Annotated in this window: 28 protein-coding genes and 1 tRNA gene; 11 read left to right on the top strand and 18 right to left on the bottom strand. The window is 69.4% G+C overall.

Going from position 1 to position 26,216, the window contains the following annotated elements; all coding sequences use genetic code 11:
- Positions 1-110 precede the first annotated feature (110 nt).
- The 3 genes from ACYVOK_RS17425 (at position 111) to ACYVOK_RS17415 (ending at position 2,957) form a co-directional block, all read left to right on the top strand.
- Positions 111-1,175 carry an FAD-dependent oxidoreductase gene (locus ACYVOK_RS17425; protein ID WP_460663479.1) on the top strand — a complete coding sequence of 355 codons (1,065 nt, stop codon included), beginning with the start codon at positions 111-113 and terminating at the stop codon, positions 1,173-1,175.
- A 2-nt stretch (positions 1,176-1,177) separates the two neighbouring features.
- On the top strand, positions 1,178-2,296 hold the full coding sequence (locus ACYVOK_RS17420; protein WP_460663478.1) for an amidohydrolase family protein: 1,119 nt from the start codon (positions 1,178-1,180) through the stop codon (positions 2,294-2,296).
- A 370-nt stretch (positions 2,297-2,666) separates the two neighbouring features.
- Entirely contained in the window at positions 2,667-2,957 is a 291-nt protein-coding gene (locus ACYVOK_RS17415) for a hypothetical protein (protein ID WP_460663477.1), read from the top strand.
- Between the two features lie 33 nt (positions 2,958-2,990).
- On the opposite strand, the gene ACYVOK_RS17410 is transcribed toward ACYVOK_RS17415, so the two are convergent.
- The 3 genes from ACYVOK_RS17410 to ACYVOK_RS17400 form a co-directional block, all read right to left on the bottom strand.
- Positions 2,991-3,329: a GroES family chaperonin gene (locus ACYVOK_RS17410; protein WP_185759412.1), complete on the bottom strand. Its 339-nt coding sequence runs from the start codon at positions 3,327-3,329 to the stop codon at positions 2,991-2,993.
- Positions 3,326-3,589, bottom strand: a complete 264-nt coding sequence (locus ACYVOK_RS17405) for a DUF3618 domain-containing protein (RefSeq protein ID WP_460663476.1) — start codon at positions 3,587-3,589, stop codon at positions 3,326-3,328. The genes ACYVOK_RS17410 and ACYVOK_RS17405 overlap by 4 nt, the downstream gene beginning before the upstream one ends.
- Positions 3,590-3,663: 74 nt before the next feature.
- Positions 3,664-4,707 carry a glucose 1-dehydrogenase gene (locus tag ACYVOK_RS17400; RefSeq protein WP_460663475.1) on the bottom strand — a complete coding sequence of 348 codons (1,044 nt, stop codon included), beginning with the start codon at positions 4,705-4,707 and terminating at the stop codon, positions 3,664-3,666.
- A 64-nt stretch (positions 4,708-4,771) separates the two neighbouring features.
- Here ACYVOK_RS17400 and bcp point away from each other — a divergent pair, with 64 nt between their 5' ends.
- From bcp to ACYVOK_RS17385, 3 genes are all read left to right on the top strand, one after another.
- Positions 4,772-5,239, top strand: a complete 468-nt coding sequence (bcp, locus tag ACYVOK_RS17395; protein ID WP_460663474.1) for a thioredoxin-dependent thiol peroxidase — start codon at positions 4,772-4,774, stop codon at positions 5,237-5,239.
- Positions 5,240-5,585: 346 nt separating this feature from the next.
- On the top strand, positions 5,586-7,226 hold the full coding sequence (locus ACYVOK_RS17390) for a substrate-binding domain-containing protein (protein WP_460663473.1): 1,641 nt from the start codon (positions 5,586-5,588) through the stop codon (positions 7,224-7,226).
- 58 nt (positions 7,227-7,284) lie between these two features.
- Positions 7,285-7,365: transfer RNA gene (locus ACYVOK_RS17385), tRNA-Leu, on the top strand.
- Positions 7,366-7,377: 12 nt separating this feature from the next.
- On the opposite strand, the gene ACYVOK_RS17380 is transcribed toward ACYVOK_RS17385, so the two are convergent.
- From ACYVOK_RS17380 to rph, 3 genes are read right to left on the bottom strand one after another with little or no spacing between them, the layout of a single operon-like run.
- The gene (locus tag ACYVOK_RS17380) at positions 7,378-7,968 is read right to left on the bottom strand and encodes a hypothetical protein (RefSeq protein WP_460663472.1); all 591 of its coding nucleotides are present in this window, start codon (positions 7,966-7,968) and stop codon (positions 7,378-7,380) included.
- 5 nt (positions 7,969-7,973) lie between these two features.
- Positions 7,974-8,579, bottom strand: a complete 606-nt coding sequence (gene rdgB, locus ACYVOK_RS17375) for an RdgB/HAM1 family non-canonical purine NTP pyrophosphatase (RefSeq protein ID WP_460663471.1) — start codon at positions 8,577-8,579, stop codon at positions 7,974-7,976.
- Positions 8,576-9,292: a ribonuclease PH gene (gene rph / locus ACYVOK_RS17370; RefSeq protein WP_460663470.1), complete on the bottom strand. Its 717-nt coding sequence runs from the start codon at positions 9,290-9,292 to the stop codon at positions 8,576-8,578. The genes rdgB and rph overlap by 4 nt, the downstream gene beginning before the upstream one ends.
- A gap of 172 nt (positions 9,293-9,464) precedes the next feature.
- Between rph and ACYVOK_RS17365 the strand changes: the two genes are divergently transcribed.
- Complete coding sequence (locus ACYVOK_RS17365) at positions 9,465-10,637, top strand: Gfo/Idh/MocA family protein (RefSeq protein WP_460663469.1); 1,173 nt, start codon at positions 9,465-9,467, stop codon at positions 10,635-10,637.
- A gap of 166 nt (positions 10,638-10,803) precedes the next feature.
- Positions 10,804-11,643, top strand: a complete 840-nt coding sequence (locus ACYVOK_RS17360; RefSeq protein ID WP_460663468.1) for an SAM hydroxide adenosyltransferase — start codon at positions 10,804-10,806, stop codon at positions 11,641-11,643.
- A 12-nt stretch (positions 11,644-11,655) separates the two neighbouring features.
- Here the strand turns inward: ACYVOK_RS17360 and ACYVOK_RS17355 are convergent, their stop codons facing one another.
- Complete coding sequence (locus ACYVOK_RS17355) at positions 11,656-12,402, bottom strand: MBL fold metallo-hydrolase (RefSeq protein ID WP_460663467.1); 747 nt, start codon at positions 12,400-12,402, stop codon at positions 11,656-11,658.
- A 176-nt stretch (positions 12,403-12,578) separates the two neighbouring features.
- A complete protein-coding gene (gene murI / locus ACYVOK_RS17350; protein WP_460663466.1) occupies positions 12,579-13,382 on the bottom strand; it encodes a glutamate racemase in 804 nt (267 codons plus the stop codon).
- A 257-nt stretch (positions 13,383-13,639) separates the two neighbouring features.
- Here murI and ACYVOK_RS17345 point away from each other — a divergent pair, with 257 nt between their 5' ends.
- Positions 13,640-14,011 (top strand): hypothetical protein, encoded by a 372-nt coding sequence (locus ACYVOK_RS17345; RefSeq protein WP_460663465.1) that lies wholly within the window; start codon positions 13,640-13,642, stop codon positions 14,009-14,011.
- Between the two features lie 159 nt (positions 14,012-14,170).
- Here the strand turns inward: ACYVOK_RS17345 and ACYVOK_RS17340 are convergent, their stop codons facing one another.
- From ACYVOK_RS17340 to clpS, 10 genes are all read right to left on the bottom strand, one after another.
- A complete protein-coding gene (locus tag ACYVOK_RS17340; RefSeq protein WP_460663464.1) occupies positions 14,171-14,824 on the bottom strand; it encodes a response regulator in 654 nt (217 codons plus the stop codon).
- Entirely contained in the window at positions 14,821-16,794 is a 1,974-nt protein-coding gene (locus tag ACYVOK_RS17335) for a sensor histidine kinase (protein ID WP_460663463.1), read from the bottom strand. The genes ACYVOK_RS17340 and ACYVOK_RS17335 overlap by 4 nt, the downstream gene beginning before the upstream one ends.
- A gap of 44 nt (positions 16,795-16,838) precedes the next feature.
- On the bottom strand, positions 16,839-17,549 hold the full coding sequence (locus ACYVOK_RS17330) for a hypothetical protein (RefSeq protein ID WP_460663462.1): 711 nt from the start codon (positions 17,547-17,549) through the stop codon (positions 16,839-16,841).
- Positions 17,550-17,666: 117 nt separating this feature from the next.
- Positions 17,667-18,614 carry a PLP-dependent cysteine synthase family protein gene (locus ACYVOK_RS17325; protein ID WP_460663461.1) on the bottom strand — a complete coding sequence of 316 codons (948 nt, stop codon included), beginning with the start codon at positions 18,612-18,614 and terminating at the stop codon, positions 17,667-17,669.
- A gap of 2 nt (positions 18,615-18,616) precedes the next feature.
- On the bottom strand, positions 18,617-18,895 hold the full coding sequence (locus ACYVOK_RS17320) for a MoaD family protein (RefSeq protein WP_460663460.1): 279 nt from the start codon (positions 18,893-18,895) through the stop codon (positions 18,617-18,619).
- Positions 18,896-19,351: a M67 family metallopeptidase gene (locus ACYVOK_RS17315; protein WP_460663459.1), complete on the bottom strand. Its 456-nt coding sequence runs from the start codon at positions 19,349-19,351 to the stop codon at positions 18,896-18,898.
- Between the two features lie 71 nt (positions 19,352-19,422).
- A complete protein-coding gene (locus ACYVOK_RS17310; protein ID WP_460663458.1) occupies positions 19,423-20,400 on the bottom strand; it encodes an aldo/keto reductase in 978 nt (325 codons plus the stop codon).
- A gap of 10 nt (positions 20,401-20,410) precedes the next feature.
- Entirely contained in the window at positions 20,411-23,479 is a 3,069-nt protein-coding gene (gene ileS / locus ACYVOK_RS17305) for an isoleucine--tRNA ligase (RefSeq protein WP_460663457.1), read from the bottom strand.
- A complete protein-coding gene (locus ACYVOK_RS17300) occupies positions 23,480-24,031 on the bottom strand; it encodes a DUF2017 domain-containing protein (protein WP_460663456.1) in 552 nt (183 codons plus the stop codon). It lies immediately after the preceding gene.
- Entirely contained in the window at positions 24,028-24,315 is a 288-nt protein-coding gene (gene clpS, locus ACYVOK_RS17295; RefSeq protein WP_460663455.1) for an ATP-dependent Clp protease adapter ClpS, read from the bottom strand. The genes ACYVOK_RS17300 and clpS overlap by 4 nt, the downstream gene beginning before the upstream one ends.
- 106 nt (positions 24,316-24,421) lie before the next feature.
- Here clpS and ACYVOK_RS17290 point away from each other — a divergent pair, with 106 nt between their 5' ends.
- A complete protein-coding gene (locus ACYVOK_RS17290; protein ID WP_460663710.1) occupies positions 24,422-25,711 on the top strand; it encodes a nicotinate phosphoribosyltransferase in 1,290 nt (429 codons plus the stop codon).
- Positions 25,708-26,211, top strand: a complete 504-nt coding sequence (locus ACYVOK_RS17285; RefSeq protein ID WP_460663454.1) for a MarR family winged helix-turn-helix transcriptional regulator — start codon at positions 25,708-25,710, stop codon at positions 26,209-26,211. Before ACYVOK_RS17290 ends, ACYVOK_RS17285 begins: the two co-directional genes overlap by 4 nt.
- Positions 26,212-26,216 lie beyond the last annotated feature (5 nt).

The following is a 26,216-nucleotide window of genomic DNA, read 5'->3' as shown; positions in this document are numbered from 1 at the left end:
CGACGGACTTGCTGCCCGAGCCGCGGGCGTTCACCCTGATGGGTCGAACAGGGGGAAGATGAAGGCCTGACGCGGGGCGCGGTACGACGATCAGGGCCGGGTGATGAGAGATGACGTACGACGTTGCCGTGGTCGGCGCGGGCGCCATGGGGTCGGCGGCTGCGCGGGCACTGGCAGCTGCCGGGCGTGAGGTCGTCGTACTGGAGCAGTACGAGCTGGGCCACGTGAGGGGTGGGTCGCACGGCGGGACCCGGCTGTTCCGGCCGTCTGCGGACAACCCTGAGGTAGCGCGGCTGACCGAGCAGGCACGTCCACTCTGGCGCGCGCTGGAGGCAGAGTCCGGCGAGACGCTGTTCGAGGTGACCGGTGGGATCGACCACGGCGTCGACGAGGCGACCGCCGCGACGTTCCGCAGCCTCCACCCGGACGGAGAGGTGCTGACAGCAGACGAGGCGGCTGAGCGCTGGCAGGGCATGCGGTTCGAGACACCGGTGCTCTACCAGCCGGGCTCGGGACGTCTGTACGCCGACCGCACCGTGAGCGCACTGCAGAGGGTGGCAGACGCGGAGTTCCGGGAGCAGTCGCCGGTGAAGGCACTGCGGGTCCACGGCGACGTGGTCGAGCTCGACGTACCCGGTGGGGCTGTCCAGGCGCGGCACGTGGTGGTGACGGCCGGGTCATGGGCTCCGAAGCTGTTGACCGGGCTGGTGCCGCTGCCGCCGTTCCAGGTGACGCAGGAGCAACCGCGCTTCTTCGCACCGCTGTCGCAGGAGCTCGAGTGGCCCTCGTTCGTGCACTGGGGTTTCAACAGCTATGGGCTCTTGGAGGCGGGGTCCGGCGTGAAGGTCGGCCTGCACCGCTCCGGTGTGGTGGTTGACCCGGATACACGGGACTTCGCGGTCGAACCCGAGCGGGACGCGCGGCTGCTGCGGTACGTCGAGGAGTGGTTCCCCGGGCTGGACACGAGCCGGTCGACGGCCATCAGCTGCCTCTACGACAACACGCCGACGGACAGTTTCGTCATCGACCGAGTCGGGCCCATCACGGTGGCGGTCGGGTTCTGCGGGCAGGGGTTCAAGTTCGTGCCGCTGGTCGGTGAGTACGTCCGGGGTCTGGTGACCGGCGAGGCGTCGCCGCCGGCGCGGTTCCGGCTCAGCAGTCACGCAGGCCGGTAGCGATGGCCGTCGAACAGGTGGTCGCGGGTCTGTCGCTGGTGGACCACCACGTGCACGGCGCGGTCACGGGCCCGCTGGACCGGGCCGGGTTCGAGCAGTTGATCACCGAGTCGGATCGGCCTGTGCCGCCGTGGATGTCGACGTTCGACTCGCAGCTGGGGCTCGCCATACGCCGCTACTGCGCTCCGCTCCTCGAATTGCCTGAGCACGCGTCAGCCGACGACTACCTGGCGGCGCGATCTCAACTAGGCGAGGAGGCTGTGAACCGACTGTTCCTGGGTGCTGCCGGTGTGAGTGACTACCTGGTCGACACCGGCCATCTGGGTGATGCGGTGACCGGTGTGGAGGACCTGGCACGGCTGAGTGGTTCTCGCACACATGAGGTGGTGCGGCTGGAGTCGGAGCTCGAGTACGTCGCCTCAGAGGAGTCGAACGTGGTCGCCGTACCTGATGCGCTGGTACGGCGGCTCGAGGAGCGGACCGCGGGTGCGGTCGGGCTGAAGAGCATCGTGGCGTACCGGCACGGGTTCGACTTCGACCCGACTGAGCCGAGTGCGCCCGACATACTGACGGCTCTGGATCGCTGGTACGCGTCTGGCACTACTCGTGTCACCGACCCCGTGCTGCTTCGCTGGCTGCTGTGGACCGGTGCACGCCGTGGTCTGCCGCTTCAGCTGCACGCCGGCTTCGGTGACACGGACCTGCAGTTGCACAGGACGAACCCGCTACTGCTGACCGAGTGGCTGCGGCTGATCGAGCCGCTGGGCACGCAAGTGGTGCTGCTGCACTGCTACCCGTTCCACCGTGAGGCCGGGTACCTCGCTCACGTGTTCCCGCACGTGCACCTCGACCTCGGCCTCACCACCATGTACGTCGGTGCGCGGGCGGCCGCCGTACTGGCCGAAGGCCTGGAGCTGACGCCCTTCGCCAAGCTGCTCTACTCGTCCGACGCGTGGGGACCTGCCGAGCTGCACTACCTCGGGGCCACACTGTGGCGGCGTGCGGTGACATCAGTGCTCGGTGGGTTCGTGCAGCAGGGTGACTGGTCGGCCGAGGACGCCGAACGGGTGGCGAGGCTGTGGGCCCGCGACAACGCCATACGCCTCTACCAACTCGACTGACGGACGGCAATCGCTGTTGGTCACCCGTTGACTACTGCTCTACTGAGAAGAACAGTTCTGGTAGGGGGCGCTCATGGCCGATGACAAGCCGGCGAGTTGGTGGACGACCATGCCCGGGATCCTGACGGCGGTGGCCGCCCTACTGACCGCCGTGACGGGCCTCGTGGTGGGACTGAACCAGATCGGCGTGATCGGTGGCTCGACGACAGGAATGCCTCCGCCAGCGGCCTCGCAACAGCACCCCTCGGAAACGGCGACCGATGACCCGCCGAGTTCCGGCCCTGGGTCGTCCTCCGCACCGTCCAGCCACTTCAGCGTAGGGCTCCCGTTCGGGCAGAAGGTTCGTGTCGGCCAAGTCGCGTACGAGTTGGTGAGCGCCACGACGAGGCCGGACGCGAACGGCAAGCTCGCCCTCACCGTGTCGGTTCGGATGACCAACCACGATCGCTACGACGCCAACTTCTGGGACGCGAACTTTCGTGTGATCGCCGGGCCGGACACCTATCCCGCGTCCGGCGGGCTCAATGAGCTCGTCCGCGGCGATTCGACCAAACTCGGCGAGGTGCTGTTCGTCCTCCCGGACACCACCCGCGCGGCGGTGCTGAAGATCAAGTTCATCGAGGGAGACCGCGAGATCCCGTTCCAGCTGCGGCCGGCTTAGCTCCGTACTCGGGGTCGCCGGTGCCCGCCGCCCTTACAGGTAGAGGCCGGTCTGGCCGTCCTCGAGGCGGCCGGCCGCGACCGCGTGCAGATCGCGTTCACGCAGCAGGATGTAGTCGTCGCCACGCACCTCGACCTCGGCCCGGTCCTCCGGGTCGAACAGGACGCGGTCGTCCACCTCGACCGTGCGCACGTTCGCACCGATCGCGACCACCTTCGCCCAGGCGAGCCGGCGGCCCATCTGCGCGGTGGCCGGAATCAGGATGCCGGCCGAGGACTTCCGCTCGCCCTCCTGCTCGAGGGAGACCAGAACCCGGTCGTGCAGCATCCGGATCGGCAGTTTGTCGTCGGAGAGCCGCTTGCGAGGAGTCACCGGCGACCCACCAGGCGACGGATCAGCAGCAGTACAGCCAGCACGCCGACCGCGGCACCGCCGACCGCGACGATCTTCTGAGTCCGCAGCTGGCCGCGCTCGTCGAAGACCTGCGCCTTCGCCTGCTCGACCTGCCGCTTCGCCACGTTCTTCGGGTGCGCCCGGTCGACCAGTTCGTCCACGGTCGAGGCCAGTCGCGCGCGGGTGGCGGCGATGTCCGCCTCGATCTGCTCGGCGGTCCGAGCCTGCGTGTCCGACACCTGTCGACACTCCCTTCGTTCCGGGGGCGGGCCCGGGATGGCCGGGCCTGCCCTACTGACTCCATCCTCGCAGGTCATGCCTGCAAGTCGACGACCACCTTGATGTCGTCCGGTTCCCGGACCAATGCGGACGGCCAGTCCGACAGCGGCACGGTCCGCGTGATCAGCCGCTCCAGCCAGGCCTTGTCGGCGCTGCTCAGGATGTCGACCGCGTCCGCGTAGTGCCGCTTGGCCGCGTTCACCGCACCGACCAGCGCGGCGTTGCGGATGACCAGTTGGCGGTTGAGGGCATCCATCGGTACGTCGATGGTCGCCGGACCCGGCGAGATGCCGATCAGGCACATCACACCGGCCGGCCCGAGCAGCTTCGCGCAGTCGAACACCAGCTGCCCCGCACCGGTCGCCTCGATGACCACGTCCGGCGTGACAGCCAGGTCTGCCAGGTCCGTGAGGTACGTCCCGCCGAGCGCCCGCACCAGTTCAGGCTTCGGCCCGTCCTTGGCCCGGTCCAGGACATGAACGGCGTACCCACGCTGCGTCGCGATCAGGGCAGCGAGCAGACCGATCGGACCGGCGCCGGTGACAAGCACGTGCTCCGGTCCGAACCACGACCGCGACGCGACCCGGTCCACCTGCTCCCACGCCTTGGCCAGCACACTGGCCGGCTCGACGAGTACGCCGAGGTGCCCGAGGACACTCGGCACCGGTACGGCGAAGTACGGGTCGACTCGCCAGCGTTCGGCGCCGTACCCGTCCATCTCCTTGATGCCGCGCTCGGTGTAGCGGCCGTTGCGGCAGAAGTCCCACTCACCGCGGGCACAGGCCGGACAGGGCTCGGGATCGGGGCGGCGGACCACACCGGCCACCAGGTCGCCCGGGGCGAAGCCGGACCCCTCCGGCGCCTCCAGGACCCGTCCGAGCGACTCGTGGCCGATCACGAGGTGCTCCGAGCCCGGTCTGCCGCTGCCGAAGACTCCGGAGACGAGTTCCACGTCCGTGCCGCAGATCCCGGTGAGCAGTCCCTCGACCAGGATCGAGCCGTCCGTCTCCGGTGGCTCGTCGACCTCTCCTACCGCGGCGGAGTCAGCTTTCCCCGTCGTCACTGTCATCGCCCGCATGCGTTCAGGCTATCCGGGTCCCACGTAACATTGCCCGCAGTCACAACGATCCGTGGAGGGCCTGATGTCCGAACGTCTGTCCGTCGGCGACACCGCACCCGACTTCACCCTCCCCGATGCCGACGGCAACGAGGTCGCGCTGAAGGACCTGCGCGGCAAGAACGTGATCGTCTACTTCTACCCGGCCGCGATGACGCCCGGCTGCACCAAGCAGGCGTGCGACTTCCGCGACTCGCTCGACGCCCTCCAGGCCGCCGGGTACGCCGTACTGGGGATCTCACCGGACAAGCCGGAGAAGCTGGCCAAGTTCCGGGACCGGGACGGGGTGACGTTCCCGCTGCTCAGCGACCAGGACAAAGAGGTGCTGACGGCGTACGGCGCCTTCGGCGAGAAGACGATGTACGGCAAGAAGGTCACCGGGGTCATCCGGTCCACCTTCGTGATCGACCCCGACGGCACGATCGCGCTGGCGCAGTACAACGTGAAGGCCACCGGGCACGTCGCCAAACTTCGGCGCGACCTCGGCCTCTGAACGGTTGTCACCGAGCTACCTTCCCGGCGCCGCGGCGGAGGGAAACCTTCGACCGTTCCATGCAAGCGGTCCATGGAACGGTCGTTTGAGCAAGCGAACTACTGTGATTTAGATCACACATCCATCTCACCGGACCGCAGCCGCGTCACTACGATCAGTGACTTTTTGAGCGTTCCTGCGAAAGAGCAGTACTCCCGGCCCCGCCACGGTTCCGTTGCGGTGCGACGTCGGGTGTGTCATGAGCCACTGCGACCTTCGCCCTGACCTGCCCAAACCGGGTAATCTGCGCGCGCAGTCAGCCTCTGGGAGGGAGGGACCTGCCGCGATGGGAAAACATTCCTCTGCGGTGACGCGAAGTAACAACAACCGTCGTTCGGTGTACATCACCGCGATCGGGCTTCTGGTGATCTCGCTGGGCGCCGTGTTCGTGGTCCGGTCCTTCGGATCCGAGGCCGGCGCCGACGGGTTCCTCAGCAGCGACAGCCAGTCGTGCGACGACCCCACGCAGATCTCGCTGAGCACCACACCCGAACTGCAGTCCTCGCTGGAGGCGGCGGCCAAGTCGCTCGGCACCAAGGGCGGCGACGGCGGAACTCCGTGCCTGCAGTTCACCATCACCGCGGCTCCCTCGGCGAAGGTCGCCCAGGACATCGCCGGCAACAGCGACAACCGGCCCGACCTGTGGATCCCGGACTCGACGATCTGGGTGGCACAGGCCGACGACGGCGAGAGCGTGCCGACCATCGCCGTACCGTCCGTCGCCACCTCCCCGCTGGTCCTGGTCGGGCGGAACACCAACTTCGCCGACACCTCGTCGTGGCTGCGTGCCCTGGGCGCGCCGAACGTCCAGCCGGCCCTGCTGGATCCGCTGAACACGTCCCCGGGAGCGCTCGCCCTGCTCGCGATCCAGTCGGAGCGGCAGCGCACCAGCGCGTCCGACACCCAGGTCGCCTCGGTGATCGTGCCGCTGGCGCAGCGGCTCGGCTCGATGGCCAAGCCGTACACCGACCCGAACGCGCTGTTCGGCCGGGCCGACCAGGACGGCAGCGGTGTCGTCGTCGCGGCGTCGGAGCAGAGTTTCGTGAAGTACCAGGAAGACCACCCGGACGCCCAGCTGAAGGCGGTCGTGCCGGCCACCGGGACGCTGACCCTGGACTACCCGATCGTGGTCACCGCCAAGACCGACGTCGAGCAGGCCACCGACGCCGCCAAGGCGCTGGCGGCCGAGCTGCTCACCGACGGCGCCGGCCAGGCCCGTGACGAGGCCGGCTTCCGGGACACGCTGTCCAGCCCGCTGAGCGGCGGCCGCGGTGTCGGCGACGTCACCCAGCTGCCCAAGGTGAACAACGAGGCGATCGACAAGACGCTGCTGAACTGGACCCGGTTGTCGCTGTCGACCCACTCGCTCGCGGTGATCGACGTCTCCGGCTCGATGGCGGACAAGGTCGGCGGCAAGACGCGGATGCAGTTGACCATCGAGGCGGTCAGCGGCGGCCTGTCGCTGTTCCCGAACAGCGCCTCGCTCGGTCTGTGGACGTTCTCGACCAAGATCGGACCGGACGGCGCCGACTACAAACAGCTCGTCCCGATCGCGCCGCTGTCGGACCGGCAGCGCAAACTGATCCTCGACAACCTGAAGATCCAGCGGCCGATCCCGAACGGCAGCACCGGGCTGTACGACACGGCGATCGCCGCGGTGCGCGCCGTACGCCAGCAGTACGACTCCAAGGCGGTGAACTCGATCCTGCTGTTCACCGACGGCAAGAACGACGACCCGGGCAGCCCCACCCTGGAGGAGACCGTCCGCACCCTCGAGGGTCTGAAGGATCCGGCCCGCCCGGTCCGGATCATCGCCCTCGGCATGGGCCCGGAGGCGAACGCCGACGAACTCCGCGCCCTGGCCAAGGCCACCGGCGGGCAGAGCTACGTCGCCCGCAACCCCTCCGACCTGCGCCAGGTCTTCATCGACGCCCTCCAGAGCCGCTGACCGGCACGACCTGATCCGCTCCCCTAGGATGTCTTCCCGAGGGGAGCGGATCCCTTCAGCCAGAGTGGTGGAACGGCAGACACGCCGGCTTTAGGTGCCGGTGCCCCCGGGCGTGCGGGTTCAAATCCCGCCTCTGGCACCCGGTTCGCGTTCAGTGGGTCAGTGACTCGAGGTAGGCCTTGCCTCGGGGGGTCAGTTCGTAGCCGACTTCGAGGCTGTGGGTGAGGCCGAGGTTCTTGAGTTTGCGGACGTCGAGTTTGAAGGGGGCGGTCTCGCGGCCGAGTTCGGCGGCGAGGTCGGCGGCCCGGGTGGCCGGTTTGGACTGGATCAGGCGGAGCGTGGCGGTGGTCCACGGACCCTGGTTGCTGAACTCGTCGAAGCGGGCCAGCCGGGACTTGAGCTCCTCGAGGTCCTCCGGAGTCAGGGTGGACTGAGACGCGAGCTGCTCACGCGGGTCCGGGCCCTCGACCAGGTGGAACTTGATCAGGAACGTCGGCCAGTCCTCGTTGCCGCGCAGCCGGCGGCGGACGTCCTTGGCGTTGCGGCGGTCCGCGGCCGCGACGTCGGCGTCGTTGTCGGCGATCAGGTCCGGGTTGATCTCACGGACGCTGTCGATCTCGATCCGCCCGGCGTTGGTCCGATAGATCCGGCCCTCGACCACGCGAGGCTCGGCCCAGCGCCGGTACGCCGCGGTGATCCGGCCGTTCGCGACCCCGTCCCGATCCGATCCGGCGAACAGCATCGTTCCTAGCCTCCCAACGCCTTCGCGACGATCGGGGCGAGGGCTCGCAACGCCTTGCCTCGATGGCTGATCGCGTCCTTCTCCTCGACCGACAGCTCGGCCGTCGTCCGGTCGTACCCCTCGGCCCGGAACAGTACGTCGTACCCGAACCCGCCGGTGCCGCGCAGCTCGCGGATCACCGAGCCGCGCATCTCGCCGATCACGACCTCGTCGTCGGCGTCCGGCCGGACGAACGCGACCGCGGCGATGAACGACGCGCCGCGCCGCTCGTCCGGTACGTCCGCCAACTGCCCGAGCAGCAGCAGGTTGTTCGCGTGGTTGTCCTTCGCCGGCCCGGCCCAGCGCGCGGACAGTACGCCGGGCATCCCGTTCAGCGCGTCGACGCAGATCCCGCTGTCGTCCGCGATCGACGGCAGCCCGGTGGCCGCCAGCGCCGCGTGGGCCTTCAGCAGCGCGTTGCCCTCGAACGTCGGCTCGGTCTCGGCCGGTTCGTCGTACGGCGGTACGTCGCCCAGCCCGAGCACCTCGATACCGGGCACGATCGGGGTCAGGATGCGACGCAGTTCCTCGAGTTTCTTCTGGTTGTTCGAGGCGAGCAGTACCTGACTCACGCGAGGGCCTCCTGCTGCAGCTTGGTGAGCTCCGCGCAGCCCGCCGTACCGAGCTCGAGCAGGCTGTCCAGCTCGGCGCGGTCGAACGGCGCGCCCTCGGCGGTGCCCTGCACCTCGATGAACTTGCCGTCGCCGGTCATCACGAGATTCATGTCGGTCTCGGCCCGCACGTCCTCCTCGTAACAGAGGTCGAGCATCGGGGTGCCGTCGATGATGCCGACCGAGACCGCCGACACCGAACCGGTCAGCGGCTCGCTCTTGATCAGCTTGCGGTCACGTAGGTACGAGACCGCGTCCGCGAGGGCGACGTACGCGCCGGTGATCGCGGCGGTCCGGGTGCCACCGTCGGCCTGCAGGACGTCGCAGTCGAGCAGGATGGTGTTCTCGCCGAGCGCCTTGTAGTCGATCACGGCCCGCAGCGACCGCCCGATCAGCCGGGAGATCTCGTGCGTCCGGCCGCCGATCCGGCCCTTGACCGACTCGCGGTCGGACCGGGTGTTCGTCGACCGCGGCAGCATCGCGTACTCGGCGCTGACCCAGCCGAGTCCGGAACCCTTGCGCCACCGCGGCACACCCTCGGTCACACTCGCCGCGCACAGCACCCGGGTCCGCCCGAACTCGACCAGCACCGAGCCCTCGGCATGGTCGAGCCACTTCCGGGTCAGGGTCACCGGCCGAAGCTGATCCGCGGTACGTCCATCGATACGAGCCATGGCATAGACCCTATGCCTCCGCGCGCCGCACCTCCGCATCGGTCGCCAGGCGGGGCTGAGCGGCCCGCGCCGTCTACGGGTCCCCCGCACGCCGACCCCGACGGGTGATTGAAGGACAGAAGTGCGCGGAGCTAGGCTGATGCAAACAACTATGTGCAGGAGTTGCCTGGTTATGACTGATCTTCGGTTCGGTGTGGTGGGACTCGGCGCCCGCAGCCGCATCGCGCAATACGCCCACCGGCCCGGCGAGGGGTCCGAGGTCGTCGCCCTCGCCGACCCGGCCGCCGCGCAGCGGGACGCGGCCCACGCCCAGTACCCGAACGCCACGGTTCATGCCGAGTACACCGAACTGCTCGACCAGAAACTCGACGGGGTCTTCCTGACCACGCCGGACGACCTGCACGAGGACCCGGCGATCGACTTCCTCCGGGCCGGTGTGGCGGTGTTCGTGGAGAAGCCGCTGGCGATCACCACGACCGGGTGCGACCGGGTGCTGCAGGCGGCGTACGAGAGCGGTTCACGGCTGTACGTCGGCCACAACATGCGGCACATGCCCGTCGTACTCACGATGCGCGACCTGATCCGGTCCGGCGCGATCGGCGAGGTGAAGGCGATCTGGTGCCGGCACTTCGTCGGGCACGGCGGCGACTTCTACTTCAAGGACTGGCACGCGGACCGCCGCCGGACCACCGGCCTGCTGTTGCAGAAAGGTGCCCATGACATCGATGTGATGCACTGGCTGGCCGGCGGGTACACCACCCGGGTCAACGCGATGGGCGGGCTCACCCTGTACGGCGGGATCGAGGACCGGATGGACCGCTCGGACCAGCGGTTCGCCGACTTCGTCTCGTCGGACAACTGGCCGCCGCTGTCGCAGAAGGGCCTGGCGCCGGTGATGGACGTCGAGGACCTGTCGATGGCGAATCTCCTGCTGGACAACGGCGTCTACCTCACCTACCAGCAGTGCCACTACACGCCGGACTACTGGCGCAACTACACCGTGATCGGCACGCACGGCCGGTTGGAGAACTTCGGCGACACCGCGGGCGGCGTGGTGAAGGTCTGGAACAGCCGCCGGTCCGGGTACCGCGAGGACGCCGATCAGGTCGTCGAGATTCCGGGCGAGACCGACCACCACGGAGGCGCCGACCCGGTGCTGGTCGAGGAGTACATCCGCTTCGTGCGCGACGGTGGAGCGACGCTCACCTCTCCGGTCGCCGCACGCGCCGCAGTGGCCGCCGGGTACGCCGCCACGACGTCCCTGCGCGACAACGGCACACCGATCGACGTACCGCCGCTGGACCCGGCCCTGGTCTCGTATTTCGACAACGGGCAGCAGCGGTAGGAGTGCTAGGATCCCGTTCGTGACCGTGTACGCCGCCATGCGAATGATGAGCCCTCGATGCGGAGGACTCTAGCGGCGCGCGCACGTTGACGCTTGCAGCGAGAGAGGTCCCCGTCATCGGGGGCCTCTCTCTTTTCGTCCCAGTTGCAAACGTCTTTGGAGAAGCATGTACCCGATCACCTACCTCACCGACTGTTCCGACGGGAACGCCCGGGCCCGGCTCAGCACCCGCATCGGCGCGCTCTTCGGCGGGACGCCGACCATCGTCGCCGCGGACGGCCCGGACCCGGAGGCCTTCGCCGCCCTCACCCTGCTCGACTGTCTGAGATCCACGGAATCCCTCGGTGAGGACGGACATCCGACCATCACCCTGCTCAACATCGCGCCCCGCGACGGCGCGTGGCCGAACGGCGTACCGTTCTGCTACTTCTGGTACGGCAACCATCTGGTCGCAAGCACCTTCAATCCAAGGGCTTTGGGCCTGGTACGGCGGGAACTCGACGTCCAGAAGGTGTTCGTCACCGACATCCGCGAGGTCCTGGCCGCAGCGTCCTGGTCCAACCTCCGACCGTCCGAGGTGGACAGCATCGCGGACACCCAGTTCCGCAGCCTGTGGTATCTCCCGCTGCTGGCCAGGTGGGTCGCCGACGACCGCCCGGTCCCCTCGACGCCGACCGTCGTACCACTCATCCCGGACGAGCCGCCGATCGTCGGCGTCATCGACAACTTCGGCAACTGCAAACTCAACTGCACCCCCGACGCCGTCGGCTTCACCCTCGGCGCGAGCCTCCCGGTCACCCACCGCACCCCCGACGGCGTCCTCACCACCACCGACGTGACCTGCTACCCGCACCTCACCGCCGTCCCCCGCCACGCCCCCGGCCTCATCCCGGGCAGCTCCGGCACCGGCTACTTGGAACTCGTCGTCCGCAACGCCTCCGCCGCCACCCACTTCAACCTCCGCCCAGGCGACTCCCCGCTCCACCCGGCCGAGACCGCCTCCTAGTGCCGCGGTGGGTCAGATGTCGAAGACGGCGTGCGGAGTGGCCAGCTCGACGGGGCCGGGATAGGTCTTGCGGGCGTTCTCGGCTTGGGTGACGGCGTCGTACCACGGCGGGACGTGGGTGATGACGAGACGTTTGACGCCGGCCTTCTTGGCGTGTTCGCCGGCGTCGGCCGGGGTGAGGTGCAGGTCGGTCGGGTTGCGCGGGTCGTTGTCCGGCAAGGCGGCTTCGGACAGCAGCATGTCGGCGCCGCGGGCGAGCTCGACCAAGGCGTCGTTCGGACCGGTGTCGCCGGTGTAGACGAGCGATTTGTTGCCATGCTCAACACGGATCGCGTACGCCGGCACCGGGTGCACCATCGGCGCGGTCCGGACCGTGAACGGCCCGATCCGCTGAACGTCCTTCCAGGTATGGAAGACCAGCTCCTCCTCCATCCCCGGATCGAGCGGCAGGTCGTACGCCAGCGCCATCCGCTCCGCCGTACCGGGTGGACCGAACACGGGGATGCGCGGGATCGGTGCGCCGGGCGCGTACTTGGCCGAGACGTACAGTCCGCACAGGTCCATGCAGTGGTCAGGATGCAAGTGGGACAGGCCGATCGCGCCGATCTCCGGTACGGCGAGGTGCCGCTGGAGCGAGCCGAGCGCGCCACTGCCGAGGTCGAGGATCAGGTTGAACCCGTCGGCGGTGACCAGGTAGCTCGAGGCGGCCGAGTCCGGCCCGGGGACGGACCCGGAGCAACCGATCACGGTGAGCTTCATAGCGTGAACATTACCGGCGGGTTGTCTGCTTCGCAGGGAAGCCGGTGCTGTCGGACCTGGGCTGATCCGGCTGTCTGGCAATGATTCCGCGCCCCATCACCGGCCGATCCGGTGCCGTGGACAACATCCCGTGCGAGACCCGTCACACCCGGCACCAACCACCTGGACCTGAAGGCCTAGCGGAGCCAGGCGAACTGGTCGACGTCGCCCAGGACCGGGCCGAGGAAGCGGGAGCCGATCGCGGCGAACTCGGCCGGGCTGCCGGTGGTGACGAAGCGGTGACGCGGCTCGGGCAGGTTGTCCGGCCGGAGCAGGCCGGTCTTGGTCAGGACGCCGTACACGTCCTTCGCGCACTCCTCGGCGCTGCTGACCAGCGTGACGTTGTCACCCATCACGTAGGAGATCACGCCGGTGAGCAACGGGTAGTGGGTGCAGCCGAGGATGAGGGTGTCGACGCCGGCCTCGACCAACGGGTCCAGGTACTCGTGCGCGGCCTCGAGCAGCTCGGGACCGGACGTGACGCCGGACTCGACGAAGTCGACGAACTTCGGGCAGGCCTGGGTGAACAGTTCCACCTGCGGCGCGGCGGCGAACCCGTCCTCGTACGCCAGCGAGGCGGCGGTCGCCCGGGTGCAGATGACGCCGACGCGCTGGTTGCGGGTGGCGGCGACGGCTCGGCGGGCCGCGGGCAGGATCACTTCCACGACCGGTACGTCGTACCGTTCGCGAGCGTCCCGCAGCATCGCGGCACTGGCCGAGTTGCAGGCGATCACGAGCATCTTGACGCCGGCCTCGACCAGGTGATCGAGACACTCCAGCGCGTACTCGCGGACCTCGGCGATCGGCTTCGGACCGTACGGCTGCCGGGCGGTGTCGCCCAGGTAGAGGATCGGCTCGTGCGGCAACTGGTCGAGCACCGCCCGGGCCACCGTGAGTCCCCCGAAGCCCGAGTCGAAGATCCCCACCGGTGCGTCAGCCACGCCGGAAAGCTTAACCGGCGGCCGCCCGCGGCCACCGGGCGGCTGTGGATCGGCCACGGATCGGCCACGGATCGGGGCTGGATCGGATATGGATCGGGTACGGACGGGTCCGGGATCGGGCAGTACCGGAGCCGGCCTTATCCGGGGCCCGGAAACGACACGCCGGAGTTATCCACATCTTTACTCTGCGGAATTGCCTTTTCGCGTGATGCGCGCCACTCTGGACCGATGTTTGTTCGACCGCCCCTTGTGACGCCATGAACTGTGACTTGAACATGGCGCAGCACATCGCGGTGGTGCTGAGCACCACCGCCGCACCGAATCCGCAACCGGAGAACGCCACGGCCGCTGGGCAGGCCGCCGGTCAGGCTGCGGACACGAACAGCACCATGGCGGACATCGCGGCGGCCCTGGGGCCGACCGGGATGCTGCTGGTGCTCGGCCTGGCGGCGTTCGCCTTGTACGTCGTCTCGTTGTCCCTGCACCCGAACGCCAAGTGCTACCGGTGCAAGGGCGCAGGCCGGCACCGGGGTTCGCTGTTCAGCTACGCGACCCGTCCCTGCACCAGCTGCAAGGGTCGCGGCACCCATCCACGACTGGGACGCAGAGTCCTCTTCAAGCAACCGTAGGCGGCCATGACGTAACGCAGCACCAGGTGCCGACAGCAACAAAGGCGCCCGACCCGGTCCGGGCCTTCCGCCAGCCCGGCCGGTCCCCTCACCCGACGGCTCGCCCCCGCCGGCTCACCACAGTGCAGCGGCCGAGCGCCGCCGTACGACGCTGCCCGGCTACCCGGCGTCGCCAAGACCGGCTGAGCGGGCGCGGAGGACGGCTTCGGCGCGGTCGGCGGCCTGGATCTTGGTCAGCACGTTGGACACGTAGTTGCGGACCGTTTTCGGTCGCAGCCCGAGCCGCTGACCGATCGCGGCGTTGCCGAGACCGTTCGCGACCAGGGTCAGGATCTCGTGCTCCCGCTCGGTCAGCTCCGGGAACACCGGCGTCCTCGGCCACGGGGGCTGGTCTGTCAGCGCGATCAACCGCGCCGCGACCGCACCGGAGAACACCACTTCCCCGGCCGCGACCGCACGGATCGCCGCCACGATGCGCTCCGGCTCGGCGTCCTTCAGCAGGTACCCGCGGGCCCCGGCCCGGACCGCCCCGAACACCGACTCGTCGTCGACCATGGTCAGCACCAGCGGCGCCACCCGCGGCGCGCTGACCCCGAGCCGCCGGATCACCTCGATCCCGCCCATCCCGGGCAGGTTGAGATCGACGACGACCACGTCCGGCGCGAGCCGTTCGACCACCTCCACCGCCTCCGGTCCCGACCCGGCCTCGCCGACCACGGTCAGGTCGGGTTCCAGCTCGATCCGGGTCCGCAACCCGAGCCGGAACATCGGATGGTCCTCGACCAGCACCACATCGACCGGTTCGGCGCTCACAGCGGAATCCTCCCGCACACCCGCGTCCCGGACGGGCCACTCTCGACCTCGAGCCGCCCGCCGAGCGCCTCGGCCCGCTCCCGCATCGACACCAGCCCGACTCCTTCCGCGGTCCCGTCGGCGATCCCGTGGCCGTCATCGACAACGCGCACCTCGAGCCGGCCGTCGGTCACCTCCACCTCGACGCTCGCCGACCGAGCCTCGGCATGCCGTACGACGTTCGCCAGCGACTCCGACACGATCCGCAGTACGGCGACCTCCACCGCCGCGGGCAACGCATCGCCGAGCGACAGCCGCAGCCGGACATCGAGCCCAGCCGTCCGGAACCTGTCCACCTCCGACTCCAGCGCCGGGCCGAGACCTGCGTCCAGCGCGGCCGGCTGCAGGTCACGGCTGATCCGCCGGACCTCCGTGATCGCGGCCCGCGCCTGCCCCTCCAGATGGGCCAGCAGGTCCTCCGGCCGCACACCACGCTCGGCCGCGAGGCGCAGCGAGTCCACCGTCAGCAACTGCCCCGCGAGCAACGGCCCGACGCCGTCGTGGAGGTCACGGCGCAGCCGCCGCCGCTCGTCCTCGCGCGCGGTCGTGGCCACCGCCCGAGCCGCCCGCAACTCGCCCGCCTCACGCTGCGCCCGCAGCACCAGGACGACGAACGGCAGCACCTCACGCAACGCCCGCCGATCCCGGCGCGACAGTCGGGAGCCGTCCGCCGACCCCAGGAGCAGCGCGCCGAGCGTCGTACCGGAACCGTCGACCACACTCTCGCGGTTCACCTGCGCCGGACGATCGCCGTGGACCCACAACGTCCGGTCATCGGCATCGAGAACCTCGACGTACGGCAGGACCAGCGCGGCCGCGATCGTCTCCGCGAGGTTCGCCGGACTGCCGGCGATGCCATGGGCAAGCACAGCAGCGACACCACCCGGCCGGCCACCGGGTCCCAGCAGCCGGTCGCGGAACCACCCACCCGCCCGGGCCACGAGCAGACCGCCACCCAGCGCCAGTGCCGCAACCACCGCAGCGCCCACCACCGACGCGGACGCGCGAGCCATCGACAGGCTCGCGAGGGCAACAAGACCGACGTACGCCGCCAGCAGCAGAACGACCGCACCGGCGTACAGGACGGTGCGGCGCAGCACCAGGCTCACGTCGTACAACCGGTAGCGCAGCAGGGCGAACGCGAGACCGAGGATCATCGCCACGAAGGCCAAATACGCCGTCGCCACCAGGCCGAGCTGCCAATGTTCGACCAGATCCACGATCGAGAGGACGTTGGCCACCAGGACGTTGCCGGCCAGCACCACGAACCCGAGCACGAACCACTTCGCCTGCTGTCGAGCCGTCCAGTCCGACACCCGCACGTAGCGGTGGAGCTGGATGCCGGCCAGCAGGATCACCGACGACAGGTCGTACAGGCCCTGCGGAGCCGAATCCGGCTGTACGACGTCCAGCCGGTTTCCGACCACCAGCGCAGCACCCAGCAGACCGACCACCGGCCACGCCCAGCGGAACCACCGCGGATGCCAGCGACCGTCAGGGAACAACCCGATCAGCAACGGCGTGGTCAGCTGGACCGCTCCGATGATGACGACGTACAGGACCTCCGCAGCCCCGCCGTCCGCGGCGAGTCCGTCGGCGAACGGACCGACGAACACACCACCGAGCTGCACGCCGGTCACCACGGCGAGCAGCGACGGACGCCGCCACACCAGCACCAGGCTGACTCCGAGCGCCAGCAACAGCAGGGCCCAACTGATGACCGTGATGCCGATCGCATAGGCGTCGACCGACAGGCGAAGCGCGGCCAGCACCTCCAGCGACGGGGCGGTCGGCCGCTCGAACGGCACACAGATGCCGCTCTCACACGGGACCAGGATCCGGCGGCGCACCGCGGGCGTGCCGAGGACCGCCGTCGTGAGCGCCACCAGCGTGACGCCCACGGCGACGGTCCGCGCCAACCGGATCCTCAAGTCCTCCAAGGTTCCCCCTCGCCGGCAGCCGTCTGCCGCTCTGCTCAGCCGACCGCGTCGATGGCGGCCGAGCGTGCCGTCCTGACCATCACGATGCCGACAATCGCGCCGAGCAGCAACGGCACGATCGGCGGAGCCCCGAACGCGACGGCCGCGACGATCACCAGGACGGCGAGGGCCGCGACGACGACGCCGGTACGACGGGCCACACCGGCCCGGCGCATCAGCACGACCACGCCGAGCAGAGCGAGCGAGCCGGTCACGCTGCTGGTCGCGATCACCGGGTCGTACGCGGCGTCGTAGATGTCGATCCACCGGCCGGGGTTGTCGGTCCCGACCGCGTACTCCAGTGTGTAGACGGCGAACCAGCACACCGGCATCACGGCCGCGCAGGCGACGGCCGCCCTGCCGAGGGTGCCGCCGTCGCGGACCCGCGCCGTCATCCGGACCCCGGCGATGTACGTGCCGAGCGTCAGCATGATCAGGGCCAGCGTCAGCAGGCCGCTCCAGATCTCGTTGTACTCGTGGTTGATCGGCGCGATCGCCTCGGCCGGCAGGTCGTTCAGCGCGACACCGCGTTGTTCGGCGGCCTCGCTCAAGGCGGCGTCGTACCCGTTGTTGGTGGCGATCATCGTGGCCACCGACACGACGAAGCCGGCGAACGCGCCGATCAGCAGCCGACCGGCCCGGCGGAGCCGGTCGCATTCGGCGGTGGTCAGCGGCGGAGCCGGTGCACTGGTCCTCGTGGTGGTCATTTCCCCTCCAAGGTCGAAACGAATGTCTCGACCTTGGCCGTCCCGGCGTCCCGGCCACCAGGGACGGATCGTCCCACCAGCTGAGGAATCAGGCCGACGAGGACAGCGGCCCGCGGATCAGGCCCAGAGCTGCCCCTCGAGGCGGTCCTCGGCCTCGTCGATGGTGCCTTCGTACGCGCCGGTGGACAGGTACTTCCAGCCGCCGTCGGCGACCACGAACGCGATGTCCGCGGACTCGCCCTCGCGGACGCACCTGGCCGCCTGGCCGAGGGCGGCGTGCAGGATCGCGCCGGTCGAGATGCCGGCGAAGATGCCCTCGTTGTCGAGCAGTTCCCGCACCCGGCGGACGGCGTCGCGCGGACCGACCGAGAACCGGGCGTCGATCAGCGTCTCGTCGTACAACTCGGGCACGAACCCCTCGTCGAGGTTGCGCAGCCCGTAGACGAGTTCGCCGTACCGGGGCTCGGCGGCGACGATCGTCACCTCGGGCTTGTGCTCGCGGAAGAACCGGCCGGCACCCATCAGCGTGCCGGTGGTGCCGAGACCGGCCACGAAGTGCGTCACCGACGGCAGGTCGGCGAGGATCTCGCGCGCGGTGCCGTCGTAGTGCGCGGCCGCGTTGGACGGGTTGCCGTACTGGTAGAGCATCACCCAGTCCGGGTGCTCCTCGGCGACCTGCTTGGCCACCCGGACCGCCTCGTTCGAGCCGCCCGCGGCCGGGGACGAGATGATCTCGACGCCCCACATCCGCAGGATCTGCCGGCGCTCCTCGGAGGTGTTCTCCGGCATCACGCAGACCATCCGGTAGCCGCGCAGCTTGGCCGCCATCGCCAGCGAGATCCCGGTGTTGCCCGAGGTCGGCTCCAGGATGGTGGTGCCGGGTTTGAGGCGGCCGTCCTTCTCGGCGTCGAGCAGCATCCGCAGCGCCGCCCGGTCCTTGATCGAGCCGGTCGGGTTGCGGTCCTCGAGCTTCGCCCACAGCCGGACGTCGGCCGAGGGCGACAGCCGGGGCAGGCCGACCAGCGGCGTGCCCCCGACCGAGTCGAGCAGGCTGTCGAAACGCATGCTCAGCCGCCGGCCACCGCGGGCAGCACGACGACCACGTCGCCGTCCTTGACACCGGTCTGCAGGCCGCCGGTGAACCGGACGTCCTCGTCGTTCACGTACACGTTGACGAATCGGCGCAGTTCCTCCGGCTCACCCTCGACGATGCGCTCCTTCAGGCCCGGGTGGGCGCCGTTGAGGTTGTCGATCAGCTCGCCCAGGGTGGCGCCGTCGCCGTTCACGGCCTTCTCGCCGCCGGTGTAGGTGCGCAGGATCGTCGGTACGCGCAGTTCGATCGCCATCTATCTGTCTCCTTCGCTTTCTTCATAGGAACCAACCACGCGTACTTCTTCTTCCACGACCTCGCCGTCGATGATCCGGTACGACCGGAACTCGACCGGGCCGTCGTACGCCGGGGAATCCGCACCGTCCCGGGTCGACACCAGCACGTAGTGGGCGCCGGGCTCCTGGGCCAGGGCGATGTCGGTGCGGGACGGATACGCCTCGGTCGCGGTGTGCGAGTGGTAGATCACCACCGGCTCCTCGTCGCGCTCGTCCATCTCCTTGTACAGCCGGAGCAGGTCGCCCGAGTCGAACTCGTAGAACGTCGGCGACATCGCCGCGTTCAGCATCGGGACGAACCGCACCGCACGGTCGGACCCGGCCGGCCCGGCGACCACGCCGCACGCCTCGTCCGGGTGGTCCCGGCGGGCGTGCGCGACGATCGCGTCGTACGTCGCACGCTCGATGATCAGCACGAGACCACGGTACGGGGGCCGCCGGACCGGTCCTGCCAACCCGGCAGTCGGTCCACCATGCGGACAGAGCGTTACCAGCGGTCGTGGACCTGGGGCCGGATCAGCTCGTCGTACGTCTCCCGTACGGCGGCCAACTGGTCGGCCGTCAGCGGGGGCAGCGTGGCGGCGGTGATGTTGCCGGCCACCTGGGCCGGATTGCGTGCGCCGGGGATGACGACGCTCACACCGGGCTGGTCGAGGATCCAGCGGAGCGCGAACTGGGCCATCGTGACCCCGGCCGGAAGCCAGGGCATCAGCCGGCGGACGGCCTCCAGGCCGGTGGCGAAGTCGACGCCGGAGAAGGTCTCGCCGACGTCGAAGGCCTCGCCGTGCCGGTTGTAGCTGCGGTGGTCGTCGGCGGAGAACGTGGTGTGCTCGTCGTACCTGCCGGACAGCAGCCCGCTCGCCAGCGGGACCCGGGCGATGATGCCGACACCCGCCTCGCGCGCCGCGGGAAGCACCTGGTCGAGCGGCTTGAGCCGGAAGGCGTTCAGGATGATCTGGACGGTCGCGACGTTCGGCCGGGCGATCGCGGTGAGCGCCTCGGCGCAGGTCTCGACGCTCACGCCGTACGACGCGACCCAGCCCTCGTCCACGAGGGTGTCGAGTGCGTCGAAGACGGCGTCGGTCGAGTACACCGGCGTCGGCGGGCAGTGCAGCTGGACCAGGTCGATCGTGTCGACGCCGAGGTTCTGCCGGGAGCGGTCGTTCCAGGCCCGGAAGTTCGCGAGCGTGTAGTTCTCCGGGACCTGCTCGACCCGGCGGCCCATCTTGGTCGCCACGGTCAGTCCGTCGTACGACCTCAGCACCTGCCCGACCAGGCGCTCACTGCGCCCGTCGCCGTACACGTCCGCGGTGTCGATGAAGGTGACCCCGCCCTCGACGGCCGTCCGCAGTACGGCGAGCGCCTCGCCCTCGTCGACCGAGCCCCAGTCGGCTCCCAGTTGCCAGGCCCCGAGCCCGACCACACCAACGTCCCGACCGGTCCGGCCCAGCCTCCGCATCTCCATGGAGACAACCCTAGGCAGCGACCTCGATCCGCAGTTCGGCGCCCTCCGACAGCTCGAGTTCCACGGCCAGCGTCTCGGCCATGATCAGGTCGCGATGCGCCTTGACGGCGGCGAGAACGTCCGGAGTCGCGGTCAGGGTCAGCCGCACGCGGTCGGTCACCTCGAGACCGGCGTCCCGCCGCGCCTGCTGGATCGACCGGATCACGTCGCGCGCCGTCCCTTCCGCCTCCAGTTCCGGCGTCAGCGTCGTGTCGAGCACGACGAATCCGCCGCCGCTCAACAGCCCACTCGCCGTACCGCCCTCCGCGAGCGTGGTTTCCACGGTGTACTCACCCTCGGCCAACTCGATGCCGCCGGCAACGACCACACCGTCCGGGAAGACCGACCAGTCGCCGCTCTTGGCCGCCTTGATCACCGCCTGGACATCACGTCCGAGCCGTGGACCGGCCGCCCGTGCGTTCACCGTCAGCCGCTGCGAGACCGGCGCGTCCACGGCGTCCGCCGACGCGAGTACGACGTCCCGCACGTTGACCTCGGCCTGGATGAGCGCCACCAACGGCTTCAGCGCATCCGCATCGGCCGTGGCGACCGTCAGCGTCTGCAACGGCTGCCGGCCGCGGATCCCGGCCGCCTTGCGGATCGACGAAGCGACCGAGCACACTTCGCGGACCCGATCCATCCGGGCCACCAGCTCCGGGTCGTCCGGCAGTTCGTCCACCGCCGGCCAGTCGGTGAGATGCACGGACCGGCCACCGGTGAGACCTCGCCAGATCTCCTCGGCCGTCAACGGCAGCAGCGGCGCGACCGTGCGGGTCAGCACCTCCAGGGCGGTGAACAGCGTGTCGATCGCCTCGGGCGAGCCTTCCCAGAAGCGGTCCCGCGACCGGCGGATGTACCAGTTGGTCAGCACCTCCACGTAACCGACGACGGCCTCGCAGGCGGCCGCGACCTCGTACCGGTCGAGCCGCGTCTGGACCTCGTCGACGAACACCCGGAGCTTGGCCAGCAGGTACTTGTCCAGCGGGTCCGGCGAGGTGATCGACGTACCGGCCTCACGCCCGGCAGCGTTGGTGTAGAGGGCGAAGAAGTACCACGCGTTCCACAGCGGGATCATGACCTGGCGGACGCCGTCGCGGATGCCCTCCTCGGTGACGATCAGGTTTCCGCCGCGCAGGATCGGGCTCGACATCAGGAACCAGCGCATCGCGTCCGCGCCGTCCCGGTCGAACACCTCGGAGACGTCCGGGTAGTTGCGCAGCGACTTGCTCATCTTCTGCCCGTCGCTGCCGAGCACGATGCCGTGACTCAGGCAGGACGAGAAGGCCGGCCGGTCGAACAGCGCCGTCGACAGAATGTGGAGCGTGTAGAACCAGCCGCGGGTCTGGCCGATGTACTCGACGATGAAGTCGCCCGGGAAGTGGTGCTCGAACCACTCGGTGTTCTCGAACGGGTAGTGCACCTGGGCGAAACTCATCGACCCCGAGTCGAACCACACGTCCAGCACGTCCGGCACCCGCCGCATCGTCGACCTCCCGGTAGGGTCGTCCGGGTTCGGCCGGGTCAGCCGGTCGACGTACGGGCGGTGCAGATCCGGCACCGGGACACCGAAGTCCCGCTCGAGCTCCTCGATCGACCCGTACACGTCGATCCGCGGGTACGCCGGATCGTCCGAGCGCCAGACCGGGATCGGACTCCCCCAGAACCGGTTCCGGCTGATCGACCAGTCCCGCGCGTTCGACAGCCACTTGCCGAACTGACCGTGCTTCACGTGCTCCGGGACCCAGGTGATCTGCTCGTTCAGCTCGACCATCCGGTCCCGGATCCGGGTCACCTCGACGAACCAGCTCGACACCGCCTTGTAGATCAGCGGGCTCCGGCACCGCCAGCAGTGCGGGTAGCTGTGCACGTAGCTGTCCTCGCGCACCAGCGCGCCGGCCGCCCGCAGGTCGCGGATGATCTGCCGGTTCGCGTCGAACACGTGCATGCCCTGGTACGGCGGCACGACGCCGGTGAACCGGGCACCGTCGTCCACGGTCAGAATCGTGGGGATCCCGACGGCCTCACAGGCGATCTGGTCCTCCTCGCCGTACGCCGGGGCCAGGTGGACGACGCCCGTCCCGTCGTCGGTCGTCACGTGTTCGGCGGCGACGACCTGAAACGCGTTGGCCGTACCGGCGAAGAAGTCGAAGAGGGGTGTGTAGCGCAGGCCGATCAGCTCCGAACCCTTCAGCCTGCGGATCACCTCGGTGTAGCCGTACGCGGCCAAACGAGCCTCGGCCAGGATCGTCGGGCGACCGTCGACGTCCACCACGGCGTAGTCGAGGTCGGGGGCGACCGCCATCGCGAGGTTGCTCGGCAGGGTCCACGGGGTGGTGGTCCAGGCGAGCAGGCGTTCACCGGTCTCCAGCTCGACCGCGACGGTGACCGAGGGGTCGTGTCGCGGCTGGTAGACGTCGTCGTCCATCCGCAGTTCGTGGTTGGACAGCGGTGTCTCGTCGTTCCAGCAGTACGGGAGGACTCGCAGGCCCTCGTACACCAGGCCTTTGTCGTGGAGCGTCTTGAACGCCCAGATCACCGACTCCATGTAGTCGCGGTTGAGCGTCTTGTAGTCGTTGTCGAAATCGACCCAGCGGGCCTGGCGGGTGACGTAGCTGCGCCATTCGCCGGTGTACTTGAGCACGGACGCGCGGCAGGCCTCGTTGAACTTCTCGATCCCGAGCTCGAGGATGTCGGCCTTCGTCTTGAGGCCGAGCACCCGCTGCGCCTCCAGCTCGGCCGGCAACCCGTGCGTGTCCCACCCGAACCGGCGCTCGACCCGGCGCCCGCGCATCGTCTGGTACCGCGGTACGACGTCCTTCACGTACCCGGTGAGCAGGTGACCGTAATGCGGCAACCCGTTCGCGAACGGCGGCCCGTCGTAGAAGACGAACTCGTTCGCCCCGTCCTCCCCCGCCGCCCGCTGCTCGACCGACGCCTGAAACGTCCCGTCCTTCTCCCAGTACTCGAGCACCCCCCGCTCGACCGCGGGAAAGTCAGGACTGGCACTCAGGCGCACATCACGAGTCTTCGGGTAGCTCACTCACCGCATGTTATGCAGCAGCGCCGACTGCAGATAACCCAGCCAGTCGTACAGGTCGTACGTCAGGCGGCGGGGGTCGTCGTCGGGGAGTTTCTCCCAGGTGGCGTAGTCGTCCTCCTCCTTGATGTCGAGGCGGGTGCCGATCGCCAGGCGGAGGTCGTTGAGCGCGCGGAGCCAGGACAGTTGCTCGTCGGGTTCGAGCGCGATCTCGTCCGCGCCGGACTCCTCCAGCGCCGACAGCACCCGCTTGGCGTCGGTGACCTTGCCCTCGCGCAGCCCGCGCTCGGTGAACCGGCGGAACTCCGCCGACGCCATGTCGTCCCCGGAGTACGCGTCCGGCAGCAGCCGCTGGAGTACGACGTCCTCCGGCGGCGACGTCGGCCCGTCACTGTCCAGCAGCGCGGCCAGCGGGTCCGACGACTGGGTGGCGCGCGGCGGCATCCCGTCGTACAGCAGCTCCACCAGGTTGCGGAGCAGGTTCGCCAGGATGTCGGCCTCGTGCTCGGCGAAACTGACGACGACGGTCTTGCGGCGCTTGCGGAACCGCGTCACGACTTCTCGCAGGTGGCCCACAGGCCGTAGGAGTGCATCGCCTCGACGTCGCGTTCCATCGCCTCGCGGTTGCCGTTGGAGACCACGGACTTGCCCTCCTGGTGGACCTGCAGCATCAGCTTCTCCGCCTTCTGCTTGGAGTAGCCGAAGTAGGTCTGGAACACATAGGTGACGTAGTCCATCAGGTTGATCGGGTCGTTCCAGACGATCGTCACCCACGGTGGGCTCAGCTCGATCGCCTCGTCGACCTCGGGGCTCTCGAGTTCGCTGGGTGCGGTGCTCACCTGTCCATTCTCTCCATCATCGGTTCCCGGTTCGCAATAGGCTGCCCTTGTGACTCACGCAGCGACGGACTCGACCGCTCTCCTCACGGACCACTACGAGCTGACCATGCTGCAGGCCAGCCTGGCCGACGGCACGGCGCACCGCCGATCGGTCTTCGAGCTGTTCGCCCGCCGGCTGCCGGACGGCCGCCGGTACGGCGTCGTGGCCGGCGTCAACCGGCTGCTCGACGCGCTCGACCGGTTCCGCTTCGACGAGCAGGCGATCGCGTTCCTGGCCGATCGGGGTGTCGTCGACCAGGCTACCCGCGACTGGCTGGCCGACTACCGGTTCAGCGGCGACATCTCCGGGTACGCCGACGGGGAGATCTACTTCCCGGGCTCGCCGGTGCTGGTGGTGGAGTCCAGTTTCGCCGAGGCGGTGCTGCTGGAAACCGTTTTCTTGTCCATCCTGAACCACGACTCCGCTGTCGCCTCCGCCGCCTCCCGGATGACCTGGTGGGCCGGCGGCCGGCCGTGTATCGAGATGGGGTCGCGCCGCACCCATGAGGGGGCCGCGGTCGCCGCCGCGCTGGCGGCGTACATCGGCGGCTTCACCGCGACCTCGAACCTGGAGGCTGCCCGCCGGTTCGGCATCCCCAGCACCGGTACGGCGGCGCACTCGTTCACGCTGCTGCACGACCGGGAGCGGGACGCGTTCACCTCCCAGGTCGATGCCCTCGGCAAGGGCACCACCCTGCTGGTGGACACCTACGACGTGGCCGACGCGGTCCGGACCGCGATCGACATCACCGGGCCCGAGCTCGGCGCGGTCCGGCTCGACTCCGGCGACCTGCCGTCGCTGGCCGCGCAGGTCCGCGAGCAGCTGGACTCCCTCGGCGCGACCAAGACCCGGATCATCGTGACCAGCGACCTGGACGAGTTCCAGATCGCCGCGCTCGCACCCGCGCCGGTCGACGGGTACGGCGTGGGGACCTCGCTGGTCACCGGTAGCGGCTACCCGACGAGCGGTTTCGTGTACAAGCTGGTCGCGCGTGAGGACGCGGACGGGCAACTGGTCCCGGTCGCCAAGAAGAGCCCGGACAAGATCTCGATCGGCGGCCGCAAGTGGGCGTTGCGCCGGCGCTCGGACACCGGGGTTGCCGAGGTCGAGCTGATCGGCGTCGGCGAGCCGCCGACGGACGACGGTGACGACCGCGAGCTGCTGAAGCCGTTGGTCGAGGGCGGCAAGATCATCGGCCGCACCACACCGGCCGAGGCGCAGGCCCACCACCTGAAGGTCCGCGACGAGCTCCCCCGCTACGCCAGCCAGCTGAGTCGCGGCGAGCCCGCGATCCCGACCGAGTACATCGGCGACTACGACGCGCGGAACCCGTTCCTGCCCCGGAGTCACGTGTGACCACCGGACCGCGGACCGGCCAGGGCGGTGAGGCGGGGAAGAAGGTGAACTGGCCGGCGGACGCGCCGGCGAGCGAGGCCGACGTACTGATCGTGATGAGGTTCGCCGAGCGGGCCACCCGGAAGGCGATCAGCGAGGAACTGGCCGGCACCGGCCTGCACGCGGGTCAGGAGTTGGTGCTGGCCAAGCTGCTGCACCACGGCTCCCTCCCGGTCGCCCAGCTCGCGAAGGTCCTGGACGTCGAGGTGCCGACCGCGACCAAGACCACCCAGCGGATGGAGGCGGCCGGCCTGGTCCGCCGGGTGAAGAACTCGGCCGACGCCCGGCAGGTCAGCATCGAGCTCACCGACCGCGGCGCCGAACTCGCCCGTACCGTTCAGGAGGTGTACGCCCAGGCCGGCCGTCGCGCGCTGGCCCGGCTGACCCCCGAGGACCGCCGCGTCCTGCGCAACCTGCTGTGGACCATCACCACGACCCTCGAGCCGATCTCCCCCGAGTAGGTCGT

It is taken from the genome of Kribbella swartbergensis (assembly GCF_054784135.1).
Note: the sequence above shows the minus strand (reverse complement) of the source record. Positions and strands in the feature narration are given on the sequence as shown.

Excerpts from the sequence above, each read along its gene's own strand:
- ACYVOK_RS17290 (WP_460663710.1), top strand. The coding sequence starts at position 24,422 with ATGCTGCAGGCCAGCCTGGCCGACGGCACGGCGCACCGCCGATCGGTC.
- ACYVOK_RS17355 (WP_460663467.1), bottom strand. The coding sequence starts at position 12,402 with ATGAAGCTCACCGTGATCGGTTGCTCCGGGTCCGTCCCCGGGCCGGAC.
- ACYVOK_RS17380 (WP_460663472.1), bottom strand. The coding sequence starts at position 7,968 with ATGCTGTTCGCCGGATCGGATCGGGACGGGGTCGCGAACGGCCGGATC.
- ACYVOK_RS17420 (WP_460663478.1), top strand. The coding sequence starts at position 1,178 with ATGGCCGTCGAACAGGTGGTCGCGGGTCTGTCGCTGGTGGACCACCAC.
- ACYVOK_RS17330 (WP_460663462.1), bottom strand. The coding sequence starts at position 17,549 with ATGACCACCACGAGGACCAGTGCACCGGCTCCGCCGCTGACCACCGCC.
- ACYVOK_RS17310 (WP_460663458.1), bottom strand. The coding sequence starts at position 20,400 with ATGGAGATGCGGAGGCTGGGCCGGACCGGTCGGGACGTTGGTGTGGTC.
- ACYVOK_RS17320 (WP_460663460.1), bottom strand. The coding sequence starts at position 18,895 with ATGGCGATCGAACTGCGCGTACCGACGATCCTGCGCACCTACACCGGC.
- rph (WP_460663470.1), bottom strand. The coding sequence starts at position 9,292 with ATGGCTCGTATCGATGGACGTACCGCGGATCAGCTTCGGCCGGTGACC.
- ACYVOK_RS17325 (WP_460663461.1), bottom strand. The coding sequence starts at position 18,614 with ATGCGTTTCGACAGCCTGCTCGACTCGGTCGGGGGCACGCCGCTGGTC.
- ACYVOK_RS17425 (WP_460663479.1), top strand. The coding sequence starts at position 111 with ATGACGTACGACGTTGCCGTGGTCGGCGCGGGCGCCATGGGGTCGGCG.
- ACYVOK_RS17400 (WP_460663475.1), bottom strand. The coding sequence starts at position 4,707 with ATGCGGGCGATGACAGTGACGACGGGGAAAGCTGACTCCGCCGCGGTA.
- bcp (WP_460663474.1), top strand. The coding sequence starts at position 4,772 with ATGTCCGAACGTCTGTCCGTCGGCGACACCGCACCCGACTTCACCCTC.
- ACYVOK_RS17360 (WP_460663468.1), top strand. The coding sequence starts at position 10,804 with ATGTACCCGATCACCTACCTCACCGACTGTTCCGACGGGAACGCCCGG.
- ACYVOK_RS17345 (WP_460663465.1), top strand. The coding sequence starts at position 13,640 with ATGAACTGTGACTTGAACATGGCGCAGCACATCGCGGTGGTGCTGAGC.
- ACYVOK_RS17365 (WP_460663469.1), top strand. The coding sequence starts at position 9,465 with ATGACTGATCTTCGGTTCGGTGTGGTGGGACTCGGCGCCCGCAGCCGC.